This window comes from uncultured Enterococcus sp., assembly GCF_913775425.1.
In the GTDB taxonomy this organism is placed as follows: Bacteria; Bacillota; Bacilli; order Lactobacillales; family Enterococcaceae; genus Enterococcus_G.
In genome coordinates this window covers 1-20,036 of sequence record NZ_CAJYIS010000090.1, presented here as the reverse complement: position 1 = coordinate 20,036, position 20,036 = coordinate 1, and the positions used below count along the sequence as shown (strand labels likewise).

The following is a 20,036-nucleotide window of genomic DNA, read 5'->3' as shown; positions in this document are numbered from 1 at the left end:
GCCATTCCTTTTTCACGTAATAAATCTACAGCTTTATCGATGTCGCCATCAACTTCAACTAATGCACGTTTTGCGTCCATCATTCCTACGCCTGTCATGTCGCGTAATTCTTTAACTAATTTAGCTGTTACTTGAGCCATTTTTGTTCCTCCTAAAGTTTTTTTAAAAAAAGCTGTTTCAAAGGAGTAAAAGGCATACGCCTAGCCTTTGAAACAGCTCCATTGAATAGTAATTATTCTGCTGATTCGTTAGAACCTTCAACTACATCAACGATTTCTTCGATTGAAGTTGCTTCTGTTGCTGCAAAGTCTTCTTCAACCACTTGATCTTCACCTTGGTTTCCTTCGATGAAAGCATCAGCCATTTTTGCAGTGATTAATTTAACCGCGCGAATTGCATCGTCATTTGATGGAATTACAACATCGATTTCATCTGGATCACAGTTCGTATCCACCATCGCTACGATTGGGATATTTAATTTGTGAGCTTCTTGAACAGCGATGCGCTCTTTACGAGGGTCAACGATGTACATAACATCTGGAATACGAGGCATATCTGCGATACCGCCTAAGAATTTTTCTAAGCGTTCACGTTCTTTTTTGATTCCTACAACTTCTTTTTTAGGTAGGACTTCAAACGTACCTTCTTCTTCCATTTTGTTGATTTGTTTCAAGCGAGAAACACGTTTTTGGATTGTTTCCCAGTTTGTTAATGTTCCACCTAACCAACGGTGGTTTACATAGTATTGTCCAGCACGTAAAGCTTCTTCTTTGATTGCATCTTGTGCTTGTTTTTTAGTTCCTACGAATAAAGCAACGCCGCCATCTTCAGCAACAGCTTTCATGTAGTCGTATGCAGCATCTACTAATTTAACTGTTTTTTGTAAGTCAATAATGTAGATTCCGTTTCTTTCTGTGAAGATATATTTCTTCATTTTTGGGTTCCAGCGACGAGTTTGGTGACCAAAGTGTACGCCGGCTTCAAGTAATTGTTTCATTGAAATTACTGCCATTTTTGTTTCCTCCGATTGGTTTATAGTTCCTCTTTTACTTCATAACTTATAGGAGAACTGATTTTCAGCACCGCTCCTACAACAAAGCAAAATGTGGATTTTTGTGTTTATCACACCTGATAGATTATACCGAAGTTTTAGTTAAAGCGCAACTCTTTTCTTTAGAGATCCGCTAAATTTTATTAAAATGCTCCCTTGAGATTTCCTTTAATGAAAAGCGCTAGGCATTTAAACGAGAATTTGATATGATGAGGGTGAATTTTTATGCAAAGGAGCTTACGTGATGCGAAAAGCACAACGACATCAAGTCATTAAAGAGGTGATTCGACAAGAGTCGATCCATACACAAGAAGAGCTACTCGGTCGTTTAAAACAATTAGGTGTCGATGCGACACAAGCAACGATCTCGCGCGACATTCGTGACTTAAAAATCGTTAAGACCCCCGATCTAAATGGCGAAAACCACTTTGTCCTCTTTCAAGAGCAAGTTGTTCCTGATGAGGGAAACCAAGAAGAAAGTTTAAACCAGTTGATCCAAGAACACGTGACCAAAGTCGATACTGCACAATTTTTAACGATTTTACATACGTTACCAAATAACGCTCAACTACTGGCTGCAGCCTTAGACGACTATACATTAGCGCAAAAGGTAGCGACATTAGCAGGATATGACACGATCGTCATCATTACAAAATCCGTGACAGACGCACAAGATCTAGCCGACTTTTTCTTATCACGCCTTTAAAAAAAGCCTTGGTAGCTAACCTGATCGTTTTCACTTGATCAGGTTCTCCCAAGGACTTTTTTTTTACATTTGATCTGGGGCTTTTAAGCCAAGCAAACGCAAATCTTCTTTGATTAATTCTGTTACAGCGTAAACCAAGGCTAAACGCGCTTCTTTTTGTTCATCGTCAGCTAAAATTTTTGTATTTGCATAATATTTATTAAACGCTTGAGACAATTTGATTGCATGTTTGGCAATAATCGATGGTTCGTATTTTTCAGCTGCATTCAAGACCACTTCTGGATATTGTTGCAACAATTTCACAACTTCCCAACTGCCTTCATCATTTAATGTATACGTTGCTTCTGGATCGATAGTAAAATCAGCTTTACGTAAAATACTCATCGCACGCGCACGCGCATATTGCACATAAGGTCCAGTTTCCCCTTCAAAACGCACAACTTCTTCTAATGTAAAGTCAAAATTATTTAAACGATCATTTTTTAGGTCATGGAAAACGACTGCTCCGACCCCTACTTGTTTCGCCACTTCTTCTTTATTGACTAATCCAGGATTTTTCTCACTGATTTGTTCATTGGCAGAGTCGATCGCTTCATTTAATACTTCTTCTAACAACACGATCTTTCCTTTACGAGTCGATAGTTTTTTACCATCTTTTGTGATCAAACCAAACGGAATATGTTCCATATCATCTGACCAAGCAAAGTCCATTTCTTTTAACACTGCTTTTAATTGTTTAAAATGATAGCTTTGTTCATTTCCAACGACATATAATGATTTGGCAAATGCATATGTCCGCTTGCGGTATAATGCTGCTGCCATATCACGAGTGATGTAGAGCGTAGCCCCATCTGATTTACGGATCAATGCAGGATTTAGATCATAACTAGATAGATCAACGATCTCTGCTCCTTGATCTTCTTTTAATAGATGTTTTTCTTCTAATAGTTCAACGACTTCATCCATTTTATCGTTATAAAAAGCTTCACCATTTAACGAATCAAATGAAATGTCTAACATATCATAGATCTTATTAAATTCCTTCATTGACTCTTCTTTGAACCATTTCCATAATTGCAACGCTTCTTCATCATTGTCTTCTAAGCGTTTGAACCAAGCACGTGCTTCATCTTCTAATTCCTTGTTGATTTCTGCTTGCTCGTGAAACTCTACATACAAACGTAATAACTCGCTGATTGGTTGTGCTTTAACGGCTTCTTCTGATCCCCATTTTTTATAAGCTACGATCAATTTCCCAAATTGAGTACCCCAGTCACCTAGATGATTGATCCGAATTGGATTGTATCCGACTTTTTCTAAAATCAGGCCTAAAGAGTTTCCAATCACTGTCGAACGCAAATGGCCCATTGAAATTGGTTTAGCGATATTTGGTGAAGACATATCGATGGGAACATTTTGTCCTTGTCCAATGCTTGCATCACCAAAATGAGTCCCTTGATTCAAAATTTGGCGCAATACATGTTGGCTGATGACACTTTTTGACATAAAGAAGTTCAGGTAGGGTCCTACGACTTCGATTTTTTCAAATGCAGTGGCATCGATTTGTTCTGCTAACTCAGCAGCAATCATTTGTGGTGCTTTACGAAAAGCCTTTGCTAATGCAAATGTTGGAAATGCGACATCTCCATGATCTGCACTCTTAGGATTTTCGAGTAATTGTATCACTTGTTCTAAAGATAAGTGTTCAGCTACTGCTTGATGGATCGCTTTTGCGACGATATCTTTGTTGTTCATCTGTGTACTCCTTTATTTGTAATATCATAAAAAAAGCCCCTAGTCTGCTCTTGCTGACTAGAGACGAGATTTCCCGCGGTACCACTCTACTTATTCGCACATATTGCGAATCGACTCAGCTAGTAACGGTCGCTAACCGTGATCGAATGATCATGTACATGAGGGCGCTTCATCTAATCAGATTATCTGGCTTCCACCTATTCCAGACTCGCTTGTTAGAGCTGATACGATTACTTTTCTCTTGCATAAAAAACTACACCCGATTATACCAAATAATCCAATGCTTTTCTAGTCTAAACCTCAGACTCTTTGCGCGAAAACGCTAAACTTGGGATAGCATTTAATTCCCAGTCGGCAAAATGTTGCTTTTGATACTCGATATGAGCTGCGGCAGCGATCATCGCAGCATTATCCCCACATAACGCAAGTGGCGGGAAAATGACTTTTGTTTTCGGACACGCTTGTTGCATCTGTGTGACTAAAGTCGTGCGTAAGCCTTGATTGGCCGCCACACCACCGGCTACGACCAACTGTGCTACTGGATATGCTTGACATGCCCGAATGGTTTTTGTAACCAACACATCAATGACGCTCGCTTGGAAACTGGTGGCTAAATCTTCTGCATCTAGCGTTTCACCTTTTTGATCCGCATTATGGACTAGATTGATAAAGGCACTTTTTAGTCCACTAAAGCTAAAATCAAAATTAGGTTCATGGATCATTGCACGTGGAAAAGGATAACTTTCTTTTCCTCTATGTGCCATTTGATCGATTTCTTTACCACTAGGATAACGTAACCCTAAAACGCGCCCGACTTTATCATATGCTTCGCCTGCTGCATCGTCTCGTGTTTCACCGATGATCTCGTATTCTCCAGCTGCTTTCATGTAGACCAACTCAGTATGCCCTCCACTAACGAGTAAAGCCATCAACGGAAATGTTAAAGGTTCCACAAATCGTGCCGCATAGATATGGCCTGCCATATGGTTAACAGGGATTAGTGGTAGTTGATTCGCCCAAGCAAATGCTTTGGCTGCTGTGATCCCAATTAACAATGCGCCGACCAAACCAGGACCTTGCGTCACAGCGACCGCAGTCAATTCCTTTGGTGTAATCCTAGCTTCACTTAACGCTTCTTCGATACACGTGGTAATCTCTTCTACGTGATGACGACTGGCAACTTCAGGTACGACACCACCAAAACGCTGGTGGCTTTTGATTTGTGAAGCTACGATATTACTCAAAATCTCTGCACCATCTTTAACGACGGCCACACTCGTTTCATCGCAGCTACTTTCGACTGCTAAAATTAATTCACTCATTGATTTGTTCCTACTTTCTTTTTCAGCAAGTATGCATCTTCTACTGGCTGCTGATAATACGATCGACGCGTATGATAATGCTCAAATCCATGCGCTTGATATAATCGATACGCTGCTTGATTCGATGCACGTACTTCTAGAAAATATTCTGTCGCTTCAGACTGTTCAAACATTTTTTCAAGTAAGACCGTCGCAATTTTTTGCTTGCGATATGCTGGCAAGACGCCGATCAATAAAATCTCTGCTTGTCCTGCAAGTTCCTGATAGACTAAAAAACCAACCATATCCGCATCTTTTTTAACCAGTAACGTATGAGAATGTTTCAATTGATTCTCCGTATAAAACTGTTCGGCAGTCCAAGGCGCATGGGAAAAACAAGCACTCGCAAGTGCATATACTCGTCTGCTTTCAGCAACACTCATATTCATTGCTTCTTCAATCATCATACCGCTTTCCTCATCTCTAATGCATCTTCACGCTCATAATAATTCGGTTTCACGATCGTCGTAACAAAACCTAATCTACGGTAAAATCGTTGGGCGTCAAGGTTACTTTTACGTACTTCTAAAGAAAGTGACTGACAGTGTTGGTTTCTAGCAAATCCTTCTAGTTCTTCCATGATGATCGTGCCCAATCCACTACTTTGCGCTTGTTTGGCTACAATGATATTGGTGATGTGCCCATCTTGTTGAAATACACGGATACCGCCAAAAGCGACCAATCGTTCTTTAGTAAATACACATAAATACAGATGAGGCAATGCCGACATAAATTCATGCAAAAACGCACTTTTTTCCCAAGGGGTTTCCTCATAGACATCGCGTTCTAGTTCTAATAATGCTTTGATATGACTAGCGTTTGCTTGATAGACATCAAATAGCTGATTTGCTACTACGTATTCTTTATGCGGATAATGATAGCTAAAGGCATGACGTTGTTGTGGATTAGAGCTTTTCCACATACGGCTCAGAAGATTCTTGATGTGTTTCAAGCCATTTTTCCTCCGCTTCTACTTTCTTTAGATAACTCGGTACAAATGTCGCGACATCTTCTACTGTTCCTAAAGTCTGGCTGACCTCGATCGCTTTAATGGCACTCGGATATTGCATACTTTCATCCGTTACCCATCTAGCGTTTGGCAATGTTTCGTTGATCGCACTTTGAAACAACTCGACATCTTTTCCTACAAACACGACGGGTCGTCCATCTTGCTTTAACCATTCGAGGAGCTCGGGTAGGGCAAAATGGCGATCACTTAAAATCGAGGTCAGTTCAGGATTTTGTTGATAGACACCACTATATACATTATTGCGACGTGCATTCATAAGCGGTACGATCAGTTCATGTTCTTGCCCAACATTCAATGCTAAAATGGCTAAGCTTGATACACTATGTAATGGGATCTTTAGCGTTTGAGCCAATGTTTTAGCTGTAGTAACGCCGATTCTAAGTCCCGTATATGAACCGGGTCCTTTTGCTACGACGATTCGTTCAAGATCTTTTGGTTGCCACTGGACCGAATGCATTAAGAAATCAATGGCCGGAAGTAACGAACGACTATGGTTTTTATTTACGGTGGTCTGTAATTGAGCGATCAGGTTCCCGTCTTCCATCAAGGCCAATGCCATTGTTTGATTAGACGTATCGATTGCTAATGTTTTCATCTTATTTCCCTACTTTCATAAAGTCTTGTTTATCTTACCACAAATCTAAACAAGAAAAAAACCTCTGATTTCTCACAAAAAAGGAGTGCGACAAAAATCTGTCACACTCCCTTAAAAACCGAATACACGGTGTTACAGAGATCGCTTTTTTGAAAATCACCGAAACAAGTGCAGTAATCATCAGAATGATTCACCATATTTCTTAGAACTAGCTACTTTTTCATAGTTTCTTTTTAAGATGATTCTCTTATGATCAATTCCGTACCAACCGTAATGGTTTGCACTACTGGTGGTGGATCTTTCATTAAATGAAAGATCGTTTGTACAGCTAATTCACCCATCCACTCTGCATAGACTCGGACGGTTGATAAAGGTGGTGTCACGTATTTTGCAACACTGACATCGTTAAAGCCAATCACAGCTAAATCTTTAGGAACTTGTAGACCGGCTTCTTTAATCGCTCTTAGCGCACCGATAGCAAGTGCATCGCTTGAAGCAAAAAAAGCACTCGGATAGGTTTGATGCGTTGCCAAATACTCTTTCATTACTTGATAACCAGATTCTACAGTAAAATCTGCTTGTAATTGATACTCTGAATCCCATAGTTTTAGCTTTGTTAGATACTCTTTAAACGCGACCAAACGCCGATCGATGATCTGATGATGACTTCCTTTGGTATATTCGATACCAGATAAGATCCCAATTTTTTGATGGTCATGTTGCACTAGCGTATCGATGACTTGCTGGACTCCTTGTTCAAAATCAACCACGATAGCATGATGATGTCCACGAGCTTCATCTGAGTCCACAAACAATACCGGATGGTGTTTATTATCGAGCAACCGAATCTGATTGGCATCAAATTTCCCGACTGCGATCGTAGCATCTACTTCTGTATCGGAGAGTTGATCCAACGATTCTTTTAGCAAGCGGATATTGAGCTCTTCTGCTTTCTTCTCAATGCCCAGTCGCAATGCCAAGTAATACAGATCGGCTAGCTCTTCTTCTGTATCGTACCACTGTACATAGCGGATCAATGCGGTCTCTTTCTTTTTTTGCTTATGCTTGTGGTAATTTAGTGCTTCAGCAACTTCGAAAATTTTTTGTTTCGTTTCCATCGCGACGGATAATTCTGTATCAAAATTTAAAACACGTGATACCGTAGCCGGTGAAACGCCTGCACGCTGAGCGATATCTTTGATCGTAGCCAAAAAATCCCTCCTCTACAATTGAGCTGTAAATCTTAAGAAGGCTGCTTGACCTTCTGGCGTGTCTTTAAAGACCCCTGCATCTTCTAACACTCGTAAAAAGACTGCACCAAGTTCAGCTTTAACAATGTCAGATACGACTTCGTTCGTTACGTTTTGATGACGCGACTTGACATCTTGTGCCCAAGCATGGTGAATCTCAGACAATTCATGCGGTTCATTTAATAAAAAACGTTCCATTTCTTCCATTTCACGTTTTAAACGCGGTGGCAAGATCGCCAGTCCCATTACCTCGATCAAGCCGATATTTTCTTTTTTGATATGTTGAATGTCACGATGTGGATGGTACACACCTTCTGGAAATTCTTGTGTCGTGTGGTTATCACGCAACACAAGATCAAGTTCATAGATCCCATCTTTTTTGCGCGCAATCGGTGTGATCGTATGATGCGGTTGTGTCGTATAGGCGAATACATCAACAGATTCATCTGTATACCCTTTCCAACTTTCCAAGATATATTCAGCTGCATTGACCAATTCTTGCTTGTTTTGAGACTGCAAGCGGATCACTGACATCGGCCAATCCACGATCCCAGCGGTAATATTTTGAAACAATGGTAACGAGATGACTTCTTTGATCGAAGCTTTCGCCATTGGAAACTCATGAGCGCCACCTTGATAGTGATCGTGTGATAAAATCGATCCTCCAACAATTGGTAGATCGGCATTTGAGCCTGCAAAATAATGTGGAAAAACATCCACAATCTGCAATAAGCGATCAAATGTCTGTCTTGAGATCGTCATCGGACGATGAACTTCAGATAAAAAGATGCAATGCTCATCGTAATAGGCATACGGTGAATATTGAAAGCCCCACGATTCACCTTCCAAATTCATTCGAATGATTCGATGATTGCTACGTGCCGGATGATTCACGCGACCTAAATACCCCTCATTTTCCATGCATAGTAAACATTTTGGGTAACCACCTGAAACAACAGCACGTTCTTTAGCAATCTGTTTTGGATCTTTTTCTGGTTTAGATAAATTGATCGTGATCTCTAATTTCCCGTACTTACTTTTTGTTTCAAACGCGATATTTTTAGCGATCGCTTCCGTTTTGATGTAATCATTTTGTTTCGACAACGTATAAAAATAATCCGTCGCTGCTTGTTTATCGCGAGCATAATGCTGTGCAAAAAACGCATTGACAACAGAAGGTGGCGGCGTCAAGATATCCATCAGCTGTGCGATAAATTGTTCTTTCTCACTTAGCGTATCGTTTACTTTATGATTGATCAGTGCTTGTTTGAAAAGCTGTTCAGCTAATTGTATCGCAGGTGTTTTAACCGCACGTACATTTGTTTCAGTCAGCGTCTCTTCTCCGATCATTCCTAATAAACGATTTTGAACATAAATTCGATCCATTTCCATAAACCCACCCAACTCGATGGCATAGGTCGTAAAATCGGTAATCACTTGGCTGATCGACATCTTTCTTCCTCCTCAGTTCTACTCTTAGTCTTCGTATCCATTTGGATGGCTAACATGCCAATTCCAAGCTGTACGAATGATTTCTTTGATTTCAGTCGTTTTTGGTGACCAGCCCAAAATTTCTTTTGCTTTATCTGCTGAAGCAACTAGACTACTTGGATCTCCCATACGACGTGGTGCTACGACTGCAGGAATTTCTTTTCCAGTCACTTCTCTAGCTGCATCGAGCATTTCTTTAACCGAATACCCATTGTTTGATCCCAGATTGAATTGATTGCTCTCATTTCCCGCTTGTAAGTATTCTAATGCCAGTAAATGTGCAGCAATCAAATCTTCGACATAAACGTAATCTCTGATACACGTACCGTCTGAAGTTGGGTAATCATCGCCAAAAATTTGCAAGTTGTCTCTTTGACCTAAAGCCACTTGTAAAATAATTGGTACTAGATGCGTTTCTGGTGTGTGATCTTCACCGATCGAAGCATCTTGTTTTGCACCAGCTACGTTGAAATAACGTAATGCGACATATTTCATCCCGTAGGCTTCATCACACCACTTCATCATTTTTTCCATCATCAATTTACTTTCACCGTATGGATTTTTAGGATTTGTTGGTGTTTCTTCTGTGATTGGGCTAACTTCTGGTTCGCCATACGTTGCAGCAGTCGACGAAAAGACGATGTGTTTAACATCATGTTCTTGCATAACTTCTAATAAGATCTGCATGCCATATACGTTATTATTAAAATATTTTAGGGGTTTCTCAACGGATTCGCCTACCAGTGAACTGGCTGCAAAATGGATGACACCGTCGATTTGCTCTTGCTCAAATACGTTTGTTAAAAAAGCTTTGTCACGAATATCTCCTTCGTAGAATGTTGCTTTTTCGTGAACCGCTTGACGATGTCCGGTCAACAAATTATCTACTACTACGACTTCTTGGTTTTTTGCGACCAATTGATCGACTGCATGGGAACCAATATATCCTGCCCCACCTAATACTAAAATTGCCATGTTGTTATTTCCTCCTTTGATGTATCCTTACTCATCTTATAATTTTCTGGCACCATCATCAATACTTGCTTGATAGATATCTGTTTTGTAACCGATTTTATCAAGATAATCTGTGGACACAGCAGTGACAAAGTCATCAAATTCGGTTTGTTTCACTAACGCGATGGCACATCCACCAAATCCAGCTCCAGTCATCCGTGCACCTAAACAAGATGCTTGAGCTTGAGCTGCAGCAACTAGCGTATCTAATTCTATACCCGTCACAGCGTAATCTTCTTTTAACGACCGATGAGAAGCATCGAGTAGACGTCCAAATGTTTCTAAGTCGTTTTCTTCTAATGCCGCCTTTGCTTTTAGTGTACGTTCATTTTCAGTCACCGCATGACGTGCACGTCTAAATAACGTTTCGTCAGCAATCAGCTCTTCAATTTCTACTAGATCTGCTTCAGTCAATTCACCTAACGAACGGACAGCTTTTTTAGTTTGGATCTTCGCTAACGCATCCTCGCATTCTTGACGTCGCTCATTGTATTTAGAATCTGCTAATTCTCGTCGCTTATTCGTATTCATGATCGCAATCACATATTCGCCAAATACCGCTGGAACATATTCATAATGCAATGTATTGGTATCAAGCAACATAGCATGTTCTTTTTTTCCCATACCAATAGCAAATTGATCCATGATCCCAGAATTGACACCGATAAAATCATTTTCTACTTTTTGACCTAATTTTACTAAATCTAAACGATCGATCGCTAGATTATAAGACTCTTTTGCGATAATCCCTGTCAGCAACTCGATCGAAGCGGAAGAAGATAGTCCCGCACCATTTGGAATGTTTCCATAAAACAAAATATTGATCCCACTCTCGATTTTATAACCGCTTTCAATTAGATACGCAAAAACACCTTTAGGGTAATTCGCCCAATCATCTTCTTTTTTATATGACAACTCATCTAATGAGAACGAAATAATTCCTTTATCTGGAAAATTTTCGGAATAGACATGGATCTTTCTATCTGTTCTAAGGCTTACCAGTCCATAAGTACCTAATGTGATGGCCGCCGGGAAAACGTGTCCTCCATTGTAATCTGTATGTTCACCGATTAGATTAATGCGTCCAGGTGCAAAATAACTTGCTGTTGCGCTTTCATTAAAAACTTCTACAAAACGAGTTGCCAATTGTTCCATGTCTTCTTCCTCTTTTCTGTTTTTTTTCATTATATAATATTTAGTAAAATTTATCAATTTATTTAGTAAATATTATTCAAAATAGTTTTTACTTTCTATTTTTTCCTTTTTGTACCATAATAAGTATAAGAATATTGTGAGGTGAAGTTTAATGAAGAAATTTACATCTGGTTTTTTTGCAGGAACAGCAACAACTGTCATCGCAGCGATGGGATTAGTAAAATTGATCAAAAAACAAGTGATTGAACCAATCGAACAAAAAGAAGCAATGATTGATGAAAATCGCAAAAAAGCTCACCGCAAAAGTCACGCAAGATAAAAAAAATCCCGCAGATCGCGGGATTTTTTTATTTGGTTTTCGCCTTTGTTTTACCAGTCCATGTTTGATAACCATCTTTTAAAATATAGATCTCTTTATATCCTTGCTTGCGTAATTTATTTGCCGCACGTACACTTAAAGCGCGTGCAGTATCGTATAAATAAACCGGTTGATCTTTACGAATCGAAGCATACGATTGCGCCAAGACAGTATACGGAATGTTTCTGGCACCTAAAATATGACCTGCATTAAACGTATCTTTTTCACGCACATCGATGACTTGCGCTTTTCGCATCCCCTCTTTAAATGCTTCTTGATCTAGCATCGTTGCCGAACGCTTGCCTAAAATATAGTAATACAACCAGTTTAATGCAATCCCAACGACGATTAAAAATAAAATTAATGTCAATCCTTGTAAGAAATTCATCCTAATCCAACCCTTCTCTACTTACTAATCGCTAATGATGCGGCACCAATAACGCCAGCATCATTTCCTAATTCTGCTAATTTGATTTTTGTGGATTCTCCAACTTGTGGGAATGTGAAATTTAAAAAGTGTTCTTCAACACGTGTGCGTAAAAATTCTCCAGCCGCTGAAACTCCACCACCTAAAACGATACTTGATGGATTCAACGTATTTCCAATATTACCAGCTGCTAATCCTAGGAAATAACAGACTTTATCGACAACTAAATTGGCAAAATGATCGCCATTTTGTGCAGCAGTAAAGACATCTTTACTTGTAATCGATTGGCCATCATCTAACCACGTTTTAAGTTCAGAACTACCAGCATATTCTTCTGCCATTTTACGTGCAACACGCACAATTCCTGTCGCACTAGAAACAGTTTCTAAGCAACCTTTTTTCCCGCATGTACATAAAAAGCCATCTGGGTCGACTGTGATATGCCCAATTTCTCCAGCTGCACCAGCAACACCGTGAAGCAATTGACCATTCATGATGATCCCGCCACCAACTCCAGTTCCAAGGGTCACAAATACCACATCCGGCGCATTTTCGCCGGCACCTTTCCATTGTTCACCAAGAGCCGCTACATTCGCATCATTGTCGATGAAAAATGAGATACCTGTTCCTTTTTCGATCTCTTCTTTAACAAATTGCGTTGTTTTCCAATTTAGATTATAGGCACCGATCACAGTTCCCTTGTCACGATCGACACTTCCAGGAGTTCCCATGCCAATCCCAATAAAATCTTCGGCTTTCATACTAAATAATGAAAGATGGTGATTGATCGATTCAATGATTTCCGGGACGATATGAGAACCTTCGTCTAAAATGTTTGTTGGAATACTCCATTTTTGCTGGATTTCACCTGCTTGTGTTAAAATCGCAAATTTAACGGTTGTTCCACCCAAGTCGATTCCGATTACTTTTTTATCCATTTACTTTTCTCCTCTACTTTCTTCAATATGATGTTCACGTTTTAAAATGGCACGCGCAGATAAATACGTATCACGATCAATCAAGCGACTGTCGTATAAGGTTCTTACTTCTAATGTCATAAACTCGATATCGTACAGTCGCTTTCCTAAATACACGATAATCCCAAATCGTTTTAACAATTGTTGTACATCATAGAGCGTTTCCATTGGCTAACTCCTCATCTATTATACTCTCTAGAGATATTTTTTGAAACCGTACATCAAAAAGAATATGATAAAAAATAAACAAAGAATTCCTGATAAAATCCGAATGTGAATCGAATAGTTCCCTTTGTTTTTTGGCAATGCGAGACTGTTGCCAAATAAAATCCCACCAAGTAACCCGCCTACGTGACCCCAAATATCGATACTTTGATCAAATGCACCAAAAGCAAAGGTCAAAATCAAAAATAACCCAAATTGACGAACCATCGCTTGGATGCCGGGCTGATGGCGAAAATGAAATCCTAACACGACAAATGCACCAAACAATCCAAAGAGTGATGTACTAGAACCTGCTGAAATAATGCCAGGCTGATTAAAGGCAAAACTCATCAAGTTCCCCATGATTCCACTACCTAGATAAAGAATAAAAAAGCGGGTGTGACCATAAATTTGTTCAATTTGTTTTCCCATAAAATACAATACGACTGAATTGACTGCAAAATGCATCAACCCAAAATGAAGAAAAATCGGAGTAATAAATCGCCAGTATTCTTGTAAATATACAACTGACGGTCCGTATAAAACACCTGCATTTTTCAATGGATCATTTGGTAATATATACCCTAGAACAAATGTAATCGTCTGCATCGCTAGAAATAACCACGTAAAGAATGGTTCTTGTTGAATTCGTTTTATTGAAAATGACTGCATCTCGTTCTCCTATACTGCTAAGATTTGATTGATTTTTTGATCATGCGGCTCAGTCGGCAATAACTCTTCTGCTACTAGTTGTAAAGCCATGGCTAAACTGATTGTAGGAAGAGAATGGTTCGCTAATAAACGATCGTAATATCCTCCACCATATCCTAAGCGGCTGCCTGAATTTGTGAAAGCTACACCAGGGACGATCAATAAATCAAGTGTACTAACTTCGACCGTTCTCGCTTCGACAGGTTCTAAAATCCCAAAAGAACTTTCACTATAACGTGTAGTCGGTGTGATCTCTTTAAAGACTAACCTTTTGTTCGTTACTACTGGCACACTGACTTGTTTATCTAAAAATGCTTGCTGAATGATCGGCCAAGTATTCACTTCATGTGATAAAGAACGGTAAATCCCTATATTATGCGCTTGTTTAAAAAGCGGCAATGAAACCAACCGCTCATAGAGCAAGGTTTCTTCTTCTTTTTTTTCTAATGTATTACAATAAGCGGCCAATGCTTGTAATGTTTCTTGACGTAAGCTTTTTTTGGTCATAGTCCCCCCTCATTTCATTGTTTTATTTTAACATGTTTTATCAAAAAATGAACCGAAAGTCGTCACGATTTCGTCAAGTAAAAATACTTAACAAAAATCATCAGAAATGCTAGATTTCTGATTTAAAACGTGCTATTATATTTAAGTCTGAGAGTGATCTTAGTTAGATTCTAACCGTAAAGGGAGGGAAAATACATGCGCGTAAACATTACTTTAGAGTGTACTTCTTGTAAAGAACGTAACTACCTAACAAACAAAAACAAACGTAACAATCCTGATCGTTTAGAAAAGCAAAAATATTGCCCACGTGAACGTAAAGTGACGTTACACCGCGAAACTAAATAATCATTTAGTTTTCAAGCTCAAAACATTGATTTTTCAGTGTTTTGAGCTTTTTGTTTTGTTTGAAATAAAAATTGGACATACTTTTGGGCATACTTTATTTTGAAAAAAGTGTTTTTATGATTATTGATTTCAGACATAAAAACACTACCAAAAATAACTAAATTCAAAGATATGTCTCCACGCATTCACCAAATTACGAAACGAACTAATTATTGAATTTTGAGCTTTAGAACGCTGTTTTTCAGTATTTCAAGCTTTTGTAGATTAAATATAGCAAATTCGTTTTAATTAGAGCGCTTCAAATTCTTCCCATATTATATCTACTGTACCTATATCACTTCGTCTTTACTTCAAGTAATGATTTCTTTCGAATCATCAAAACTTCATGCTAAATCAAATATCACTGGCTCGTACTCTAATCGAACTACTTTAAATTGATCCCCAAATAACTATAAGTTCTCCTCCATTTATCTTATTCCTATTCATTATTTAGTTTAAATCGGCAAATAAACTAAGTAAATTTCCATCGATATCTTTAATAATCGCGTAGCGTTGTCCCCAAAAAGTATCCCAAGGTTTTCTAAAGGATTCATATCCTGCATCGCTCATTTTAAAATAAGTACAGTCAACATCTTCTGGAGTCTCACATAAAAAAGCGAGTTCCACTGTGTCTCCAACTGTTTTAGGCTCATATCCATATATACTTGCGACCATTTTAGCTGTGTTCAAAGATATCCGCACACCTTCATGTTGCAATTCAACATAATCTAATGTTTCCCCTGCTACCTTATTAAACCCTAATGTTTCATAAAATCCGATTGCACGCTGCATATCTTTTGTAATGATTCCAACCATATCTAGTTTCATAGACCTGCTCCTTTTTCGTTTACTATAGAATAAATTTACCTATCTTTATAATAGCGGTATAATAAAGGAAAGAAAAGCTACGATAAAGCAAGACAAGCATCACGCGAACATTTCTTCATGGTCATGATCGATAGAGATCGTGGTACACTAACTTAAGAATCGCTTCTAATAGTAAGCAACCGTTGCCTAACAACTCTTACGTCAAACTTTAGCTTATTTTTTGGTTTTGAAGTCAAGTAAAGGAGTGCATGATAATGAAAAAATTATGTTTAGGACTATGTTTTATGATGAGCTTTTTTTTAACTGGATGTTCGATGTCCTCTCATTCGCCTAATTCGAATACGATATCAAGTACCTCACAAACTACGAATATGGATATGTCGACCTCTGTCATACAAAATTTTGATGCCATAAAATTAAGTGGGATTTTTCCTAGTCAAAAAAACGGTAGCACCTCTGAACAAGTCCTTAAACGATTTGGTGAAGCTAGTACACGCGAGTTTTCTTATCTTGATGGAATCAGTAGTACGACATTGACTTGGAAGCAGTTGCCGCTAGCTTCTGAATATAAATTGCTTGTATCATTTGTCGACGATCATGCTATTTCAAAATCATTGATAAACAAACAATTGCACCCAAAAATCCCCATTACCTTAAAGCAATTTAATGCGATTACTATTGACTCGACCTATACAACCGAAAATGCTCGAAAAGAATTTGGTGAACCAAATGGAATCAATATCACCGTAGTCAACGGTTTTACAAAAACGCTCTATTCTTGGACTCAGACCAATCATGATGCGACTGAGGCTAGTCTGACACTAACCTTTAAAAATAATCTTGCAATAGCAAAATCTCAATCTAATTTAAACTAAACCATCAATAGAGTAATCACAGTTATCCTAACCTTCTTCCCTATCCTCTTTTCCAGACTTAACCCATCAACTAAAACTATCACGTGCTAGAAATAACTAGCACGTGATGGTTTACTTTATATCCAATTGACTGACCCACTCTTTGACTGGGCGGCGTTTTCTCACTCCGGAAGCTAAACTTTCGTCTTTATATCCCACACGATAATTTGCGACAAGTATGGTTCCTTCTGGAAATCCCAAGCGTTGCGTAAATTCTTCATTTAGTACAAATGGTGATGAGGCCCAAAATCCTACCAAACCATGATCATCTAGCAGTAGTGAAAAATTTTGGATCAAGGCAGCAGTTGCTTGTGAAGCATCACTATCTAAACGTCGATTATGTGGTACTTGTTTATACGCAAACTAAATCGTAGCTGGTGCTTCTTTGATCAAACGATTAATCTTTTTAGTAAATTTTTCTTCTGAAGTATCGTCATGAATAAGCCGAATTTCTTTATAAAAATCGATGATTTCTTGCGCTAAATATATTTTTTCCTTCTCCGTAGTAATCACTTTAGCATACCAGGGTTCTTCTTTATGATATGGTGCATGACTCGCTTGTTCCAATAAATCCAACAAAAGCTGTTGTTCTACTGGATCAGTCAAACTTCTTTTTGCTGTTCGACGTGTTAGTATCGCTTCTTTTATAGTTTTCAAACCACTATCTCCTTTATCATCGTTGCTTTATTATAACTGTTCTATTAGAGGTTAGCGAGCACATGTCCTAATTTGAGTTTATTTGTAAAATTTAGTACACTAAGCATATCAAGAAGGGAGCGTTACCAAATGAAAAAAGCAATTGGTTGTTGTATCTTAGGTTTATCTTTAGTTGGCATCGGTATCACCACTCAAGTTCAAGCAGAAGAGTTAACGTATATTTCGATTTATCGCGTGTATAATCCTAATTCTGGTGAGCATTTTTATACAAAAAGTCTTGATGAAATGACACACCTTACTACTGTGGGTTGGAATAGCGAAGGGGTTGGCTGGGTCGCTCCAGCTAAAGACTATGTACCTGTCTTTAGACTCTATAACAAAAACTCAGGAGATCATCATTATACTCAAAATACTTTTGAAAAAACAGCACTGGTTTCTATTGGTTGGAAAGATGAAGGGATTGCCTTTTACTCGGATCGTTACGGTACAGTGCCAGTTTATCGAGCGTACAATCCTTTTGCAAAAGTTGGTACGCATAACTATACGACAAGTGGTGCTGAACAGTTAAATTTGATCAATTCCGGTTGGAAAAATGAGGGTCTTGCTTGGTATGCCAAAGAATCAGGTTACCCTCTTTTTACCGAAGATAAAGCCATTCAAATCCTAAAAGATAATTTTACTTCAAAAAATCAATCACTTGACGACCTTAGTTTCGTTCCCATAAAACAAATTGGTCAAGATTATCTGATTAGATTGGTTGTGCTCTCGATGGTCGAACAAGGTGGTTCTGGTACCGCGGGATTTTATCTTGTATCACCACAAGGACTAGTTCAAGCTTGTGATGCTAACGGCACTCCTTATTAACAATAAAAATCCTAGTGAGATCTTCATATGTCGTGAAGTTCTCGCTAGGATTTTGATTATTGTGCTTGATTATTTGGCCATCTTGTATTTCTTTTACTTGGTAAAATCAGGGTAATTAAAATGATCAAGTTTCCAATTACCGGAATCAAGTAAAATAAAATCCACCAGTTACTGTGGTTACGATCATGAAATCTTCTTGCTCTGACAGTGAAATTGGCAAGCCAAATCAGAAAACTTAGGATCAAAAAGACAATGGTCACTAAATTTAATTCTTTAATGACTTTCGTTCCATCTGCCATAAAATCAATGTATCTATAAGTTTGTGTTAATGTTGTATACAAAATCAACACAAAGTAATTGATCAATTGCGGCCACCAATATTGTGCTCTTGTTGCAGATGCGTTCATTACTGTAATATTATTCCAATATTCTTTATATGCTTTTATCATAAAATAACCCCCTTCTCTTTCTATATTAAATAAGTATCATCAAATGTCAAATATTTATTTACTGGTTATTTAGCACAAGATACTGAATATTTAATTGATTTGATAAAATTACTTTTTATTTCAAAATTGATTTGTTCATATCCAAATCAATTGATCTTATATTTAAATAACATATATTTTATATTCATAAGACTATATTTCAATAAAAGACTAGAGTGATTTCTCACTCTAGTCTTTTATTATTAATGTTCTTTTTTTCGACGATTTTTAGTCATTTTTAATAGAGTCAAAGTAACCATACCCATTCCGATTAGAGTCATTTCATTAGAAAAAATAGTTGCTTCGTTAGTGCTTGGCAACATATCATATTTACTACTTGAACTTGTACTCGAATCATCGTAAGACGTTGTTCCGGAAGCTCCATAACTAGAACTACTTCCACTATTTGAATTATCAGCCGGACTTCCTGTAATTACGTCATTATCAGACCCAGAAACATCAGTATCATCCTCAGTTATGCTTGTACTGATTGACGTACTCATCGAACTTGAGTCGCTTGTACTTATTGACAGACTCGTGCTCGTTGACTCACTCATAGAACTTGAAGTGCTTGTGCTACTATCTGTAGACTCGCTCGTTGTTGTGCTTTCGGTCGTACTTGTCGACTCACTTATCGAAAGGCTTGTTGAATCACTTGTACTCATCGAACTTGAGTCGCTTGCACTATTATCCTTAGACTCGCTCGTTGTTGTGCTCTCGGTCGTACTTGTCGACTCAGAAACACTCGTGCTCGTTGACTCACTCATAGAACTTGAAGTGCTTGTGCTACCATCTGTAGATTCGCTCGTCGTTGTACTTTCAGTTGTGCTTGTAGAATCACTTGTTGAAAGACTTGTACTTGTTGACTCACTCATAGAACTTGAAGTGCTTGCACTATTATCCGTAGACTCGCTCGTCGTTGTGCTTTCGGTCGTACTTGTCGACTCAGAAACACTTGTGCTCGTTGAATTACTCATCGAACTTGAGTTGCTCGTGCTACTATCTGTAGATTCGCTCGTTGTTGTGCTTTCGGTCGTACTTGTCGACTCAGAAACACTTGTGCTCGTTGAATTACTCATCGAACTTGAGTCGCTTATGCTACTATCTGTAGACTCGCTCGTTGTTGTACTTTCAGTTGTACTTGTTGAATCACTGATACTTGATACCGTACTCGTCGATGTACTACCACTATAGCTTGCGCTGATCGATGCACTGATGCTTGAGCTTAGAGAGTTTGACGTACTCACACTTGTGCTTGTAGAATCACTGATACTCGATACTGCGCTTGTCGACGTGCTACTACTATAAC

The 20,036-nt window shown here is 38.5% G+C and carries 24 protein-coding genes and 2 pseudogenes; 5 read left to right on the top strand and 21 right to left on the bottom strand.

The window, feature by feature from the left end:
* Together QZ413_RS10360 and rpsB are read right to left on the bottom strand one after the other, a co-directional pair.
* Positions 1–140: pseudogene (locus tag QZ413_RS10360) on the bottom strand (elongation factor Ts); the annotation flags it as partial.
* Positions 141–232: 92 nt separating this feature from the next.
* Positions 233–1,012 carry a 30S ribosomal protein S2 gene (rpsB, locus tag QZ413_RS10355; protein ID WP_297080304.1) on the bottom strand — a complete coding sequence of 260 codons (780 nt, stop codon included), beginning with the start codon at positions 1,010–1,012 and terminating at the stop codon, positions 233–235.
* Between the two features lie 283 nt (positions 1,013–1,295).
* Between rpsB and QZ413_RS10350 the strand changes: the two genes are divergently transcribed.
* On the top strand, positions 1,296–1,757 hold the full coding sequence (locus QZ413_RS10350; protein WP_297080302.1) for an arginine repressor: 462 nt from the start codon (positions 1,296–1,298) through the stop codon (positions 1,755–1,757).
* 63 nt (positions 1,758–1,820) lie between these two features.
* Here the strand turns inward: QZ413_RS10350 and argS are convergent, their stop codons facing one another.
* From argS to QZ413_RS10305, 9 genes are all read right to left on the bottom strand, one after another.
* A complete protein-coding gene (gene argS / locus QZ413_RS10345; RefSeq protein ID WP_297080299.1) occupies positions 1,821–3,512 on the bottom strand; it encodes an arginine--tRNA ligase in 1,692 nt (563 codons plus the stop codon).
* A 293-nt stretch (positions 3,513–3,805) separates the two neighbouring features.
* Positions 3,806–4,834, bottom strand: a complete 1,029-nt coding sequence (gene tsaD, locus QZ413_RS10340) for a tRNA (adenosine(37)-N6)-threonylcarbamoyltransferase complex transferase subunit TsaD (protein WP_297080297.1) — start codon at positions 4,832–4,834, stop codon at positions 3,806–3,808.
* Entirely contained in the window at positions 4,831–5,280 is a 450-nt protein-coding gene (gene rimI / locus QZ413_RS10335; RefSeq protein ID WP_297080295.1) for a ribosomal protein S18-alanine N-acetyltransferase, read from the bottom strand. Before rimI (QZ413_RS10335) ends, tsaD begins: the two co-directional genes overlap by 4 nt.
* Positions 5,277–5,795 carry a ribosomal protein S18-alanine N-acetyltransferase gene (gene rimI / locus QZ413_RS10330; protein ID WP_297080293.1) on the bottom strand — a complete coding sequence of 173 codons (519 nt, stop codon included), beginning with the start codon at positions 5,793–5,795 and terminating at the stop codon, positions 5,277–5,279. The genes rimI (QZ413_RS10335) and rimI (QZ413_RS10330) overlap by 4 nt, the downstream gene beginning before the upstream one ends.
* Positions 5,779–6,498: a tRNA (adenosine(37)-N6)-threonylcarbamoyltransferase complex dimerization subunit type 1 TsaB gene (gene tsaB / locus QZ413_RS10325; protein ID WP_297080290.1), complete on the bottom strand. Its 720-nt coding sequence runs from the start codon at positions 6,496–6,498 to the stop codon at positions 5,779–5,781. Before tsaB ends, rimI (QZ413_RS10330) begins: the two co-directional genes overlap by 17 nt.
* A gap of 233 nt (positions 6,499–6,731) precedes the next feature.
* Positions 6,732–7,709: a LacI family DNA-binding transcriptional regulator gene (locus tag QZ413_RS10320; RefSeq protein ID WP_297080288.1), complete on the bottom strand. Its 978-nt coding sequence runs from the start codon at positions 7,707–7,709 to the stop codon at positions 6,732–6,734.
* Positions 7,710–7,721: 12 nt separating this feature from the next.
* A complete protein-coding gene (galT, locus tag QZ413_RS10315; RefSeq protein WP_297080286.1) occupies positions 7,722–9,200 on the bottom strand; it encodes a UDP-glucose--hexose-1-phosphate uridylyltransferase in 1,479 nt (492 codons plus the stop codon).
* 24 nt (positions 9,201–9,224) lie between these two features.
* A complete protein-coding gene (gene galE / locus QZ413_RS10310) occupies positions 9,225–10,214 on the bottom strand; it encodes a UDP-glucose 4-epimerase GalE (protein ID WP_297080284.1) in 990 nt (329 codons plus the stop codon).
* 36 nt (positions 10,215–10,250) lie between these two features.
* On the bottom strand, positions 10,251–11,408 hold the full coding sequence (locus tag QZ413_RS10305) for a galactokinase (protein WP_297080282.1): 1,158 nt from the start codon (positions 11,406–11,408) through the stop codon (positions 10,251–10,253).
* A gap of 151 nt (positions 11,409–11,559) precedes the next feature.
* Here QZ413_RS10305 and QZ413_RS10300 point away from each other — a divergent pair, with 151 nt between their 5' ends.
* Complete coding sequence (locus QZ413_RS10300; RefSeq protein ID WP_297080280.1) at positions 11,560–11,727, top strand: DUF3042 family protein; 168 nt, start codon at positions 11,560–11,562, stop codon at positions 11,725–11,727.
* A 28-nt stretch (positions 11,728–11,755) separates the two neighbouring features.
* Here QZ413_RS10300 and QZ413_RS10295 read toward each other — a convergent pair whose 3' ends face one another.
* From QZ413_RS10295 to QZ413_RS10275, 5 genes are read right to left on the bottom strand one after another with little or no spacing between them, the layout of a single operon-like run.
* Positions 11,756–12,154: a rhodanese-like domain-containing protein gene (locus tag QZ413_RS10295; protein ID WP_297080278.1), complete on the bottom strand. Its 399-nt coding sequence runs from the start codon at positions 12,152–12,154 to the stop codon at positions 11,756–11,758.
* Positions 12,155–12,171: 17 nt separating this feature from the next.
* Positions 12,172–13,131: an ROK family glucokinase gene (locus tag QZ413_RS10290; protein ID WP_297080276.1), complete on the bottom strand. Its 960-nt coding sequence runs from the start codon at positions 13,129–13,131 to the stop codon at positions 12,172–12,174.
* Positions 13,132–13,338, bottom strand: coding sequence for a YqgQ family protein (locus tag QZ413_RS10285; RefSeq protein ID WP_297080274.1), 207 nt, complete (start codon positions 13,336–13,338; stop codon positions 13,132–13,134). It lies immediately after the preceding gene.
* Positions 13,339–13,365: 27 nt separating this feature from the next.
* Positions 13,366–14,046, bottom strand: coding sequence for a rhomboid family intramembrane serine protease (locus QZ413_RS10280; protein ID WP_297080272.1), 681 nt, complete (start codon positions 14,044–14,046; stop codon positions 13,366–13,368).
* Positions 14,047–14,055: 9 nt separating this feature from the next.
* Positions 14,056–14,592 (bottom strand): 5-formyltetrahydrofolate cyclo-ligase, encoded by a 537-nt coding sequence (locus tag QZ413_RS10275; protein ID WP_297080270.1) that lies wholly within the window; start codon positions 14,590–14,592, stop codon positions 14,056–14,058.
* Positions 14,593–14,787: 195 nt separating this feature from the next.
* On the opposite strand from QZ413_RS10275, the gene rpmG reads away from it, so the two are divergent.
* Positions 14,788–14,937: a 50S ribosomal protein L33 gene (rpmG, locus tag QZ413_RS10270; RefSeq protein WP_002356321.1), complete on the top strand. Its 150-nt coding sequence runs from the start codon at positions 14,788–14,790 to the stop codon at positions 14,935–14,937.
* A gap of 489 nt (positions 14,938–15,426) precedes the next feature.
* On the opposite strand, the gene QZ413_RS10265 is transcribed toward rpmG, so the two are convergent.
* A complete protein-coding gene (locus QZ413_RS10265) occupies positions 15,427–15,804 on the bottom strand; it encodes a VOC family protein (protein ID WP_297079923.1) in 378 nt (125 codons plus the stop codon).
* Between the two features lie 254 nt (positions 15,805–16,058).
* Here QZ413_RS10265 and QZ413_RS10260 point away from each other — a divergent pair, with 254 nt between their 5' ends.
* Positions 16,059–16,679 carry a DUF3862 domain-containing protein gene (locus tag QZ413_RS10260; protein WP_297079921.1) on the top strand — a complete coding sequence of 207 codons (621 nt, stop codon included), beginning with the start codon at positions 16,059–16,061 and terminating at the stop codon, positions 16,677–16,679.
* A gap of 111 nt (positions 16,680–16,790) precedes the next feature.
* Here QZ413_RS10260 and QZ413_RS10255 read toward each other — a convergent pair whose 3' ends face one another.
* The gene (locus QZ413_RS10255) at positions 16,791–16,976 is read right to left on the bottom strand and encodes a hypothetical protein (protein WP_297079919.1); all 186 of its coding nucleotides are present in this window, start codon (positions 16,974–16,976) and stop codon (positions 16,791–16,793) included.
* Positions 16,977–17,081: 105 nt separating this feature from the next.
* The gene (locus tag QZ413_RS10250) at positions 17,082–17,375 is read right to left on the bottom strand and encodes a nitroreductase family protein (RefSeq protein WP_297079917.1); all 294 of its coding nucleotides are present in this window, start codon (positions 17,373–17,375) and stop codon (positions 17,082–17,084) included.
* A 129-nt stretch (positions 17,376–17,504) separates the two neighbouring features.
* Here QZ413_RS10250 and QZ413_RS10245 point away from each other — a divergent pair, with 129 nt between their 5' ends.
* Entirely contained in the window at positions 17,505–18,239 is a 735-nt protein-coding gene (locus tag QZ413_RS10245) for a hypothetical protein (RefSeq protein ID WP_297079915.1), read from the top strand.
* Between the two features lie 56 nt (positions 18,240–18,295).
* On the opposite strand, the gene QZ413_RS10240 is transcribed toward QZ413_RS10245, so the two are convergent.
* A complete protein-coding gene (locus tag QZ413_RS10240; protein WP_297079913.1) occupies positions 18,296–18,688 on the bottom strand; it encodes a DUF805 domain-containing protein in 393 nt (130 codons plus the stop codon).
* Between the two features lie 242 nt (positions 18,689–18,930).
* Positions 18,931–20,036, bottom strand: a pseudogene (locus tag QZ413_RS10235) (lp_1303a family serine-rich repeat glycoprotein adhesin); the annotation flags it as partial.

Bases quoted from the DNA above. Each gene is read 5' to 3' on its own strand.
- rpsB (WP_297080304.1), bottom strand. From the start codon at position 1,012: ATGGCAGTAATTTCAATGAAACAATTACTTGAAGCCGGCGTACACTTT.
- QZ413_RS10350 (WP_297080302.1), top strand. From the start codon at position 1,296: ATGCGAAAAGCACAACGACATCAAGTCATTAAAGAGGTGATTCGACAA.
- argS (WP_297080299.1), bottom strand. From the start codon at position 3,512: ATGAACAACAAAGATATCGTCGCAAAAGCGATCCATCAAGCAGTAGCT.
- tsaD (WP_297080297.1), bottom strand. From the start codon at position 4,834: ATGAGTGAATTAATTTTAGCAGTCGAAAGTAGCTGCGATGAAACGAGT.
- rimI (WP_297080295.1), bottom strand. From the start codon at position 5,280: ATGATGATTGAAGAAGCAATGAATATGAGTGTTGCTGAAAGCAGACGA.
- rimI (WP_297080293.1), bottom strand. From the start codon at position 5,795: ATGTGGAAAAGCTCTAATCCACAACAACGTCATGCCTTTAGCTATCAT.
- tsaB (WP_297080290.1), bottom strand. From the start codon at position 6,498: ATGAAAACATTAGCAATCGATACGTCTAATCAAACAATGGCATTGGCC.
- galT (WP_297080286.1), bottom strand. From the start codon at position 9,200: ATGTCGATCAGCCAAGTGATTACCGATTTTACGACCTATGCCATCGAG.
- galE (WP_297080284.1), bottom strand. From the start codon at position 10,214: ATGGCAATTTTAGTATTAGGTGGGGCAGGATATATTGGTTCCCATGCA.
- QZ413_RS10305 (WP_297080282.1), bottom strand. From the start codon at position 11,408: ATGGAACAATTGGCAACTCGTTTTGTAGAAGTTTTTAATGAAAGCGCA.
- QZ413_RS10300 (WP_297080280.1), top strand. From the start codon at position 11,560: ATGAAGAAATTTACATCTGGTTTTTTTGCAGGAACAGCAACAACTGTC.
- QZ413_RS10295 (WP_297080278.1), bottom strand. From the start codon at position 12,154: ATGAATTTCTTACAAGGATTGACATTAATTTTATTTTTAATCGTCGTT.
- QZ413_RS10290 (WP_297080276.1), bottom strand. From the start codon at position 13,131: ATGGATAAAAAAGTAATCGGAATCGACTTGGGTGGAACAACCGTTAAA.
- QZ413_RS10285 (WP_297080274.1), bottom strand. From the start codon at position 13,338: ATGGAAACGCTCTATGATGTACAACAATTGTTAAAACGATTTGGGATT.
- QZ413_RS10280 (WP_297080272.1), bottom strand. From the start codon at position 14,046: ATGCAGTCATTTTCAATAAAACGAATTCAACAAGAACCATTCTTTACG.
- QZ413_RS10275 (WP_297080270.1), bottom strand. From the start codon at position 14,592: ATGACCAAAAAAAGCTTACGTCAAGAAACATTACAAGCATTGGCCGCT.
- rpmG (WP_002356321.1), top strand. From the start codon at position 14,788: ATGCGCGTAAACATTACTTTAGAGTGTACTTCTTGTAAAGAACGTAAC.
- QZ413_RS10265 (WP_297079923.1), bottom strand. From the start codon at position 15,804: ATGAAACTAGATATGGTTGGAATCATTACAAAAGATATGCAGCGTGCA.
- QZ413_RS10260 (WP_297079921.1), top strand. From the start codon at position 16,059: ATGAAAAAATTATGTTTAGGACTATGTTTTATGATGAGCTTTTTTTTA.
- QZ413_RS10245 (WP_297079915.1), top strand. From the start codon at position 17,505: ATGAAAAAAGCAATTGGTTGTTGTATCTTAGGTTTATCTTTAGTTGGC.
- QZ413_RS10240 (WP_297079913.1), bottom strand. From the start codon at position 18,688: ATGATAAAAGCATATAAAGAATATTGGAATAATATTACAGTAATGAAC.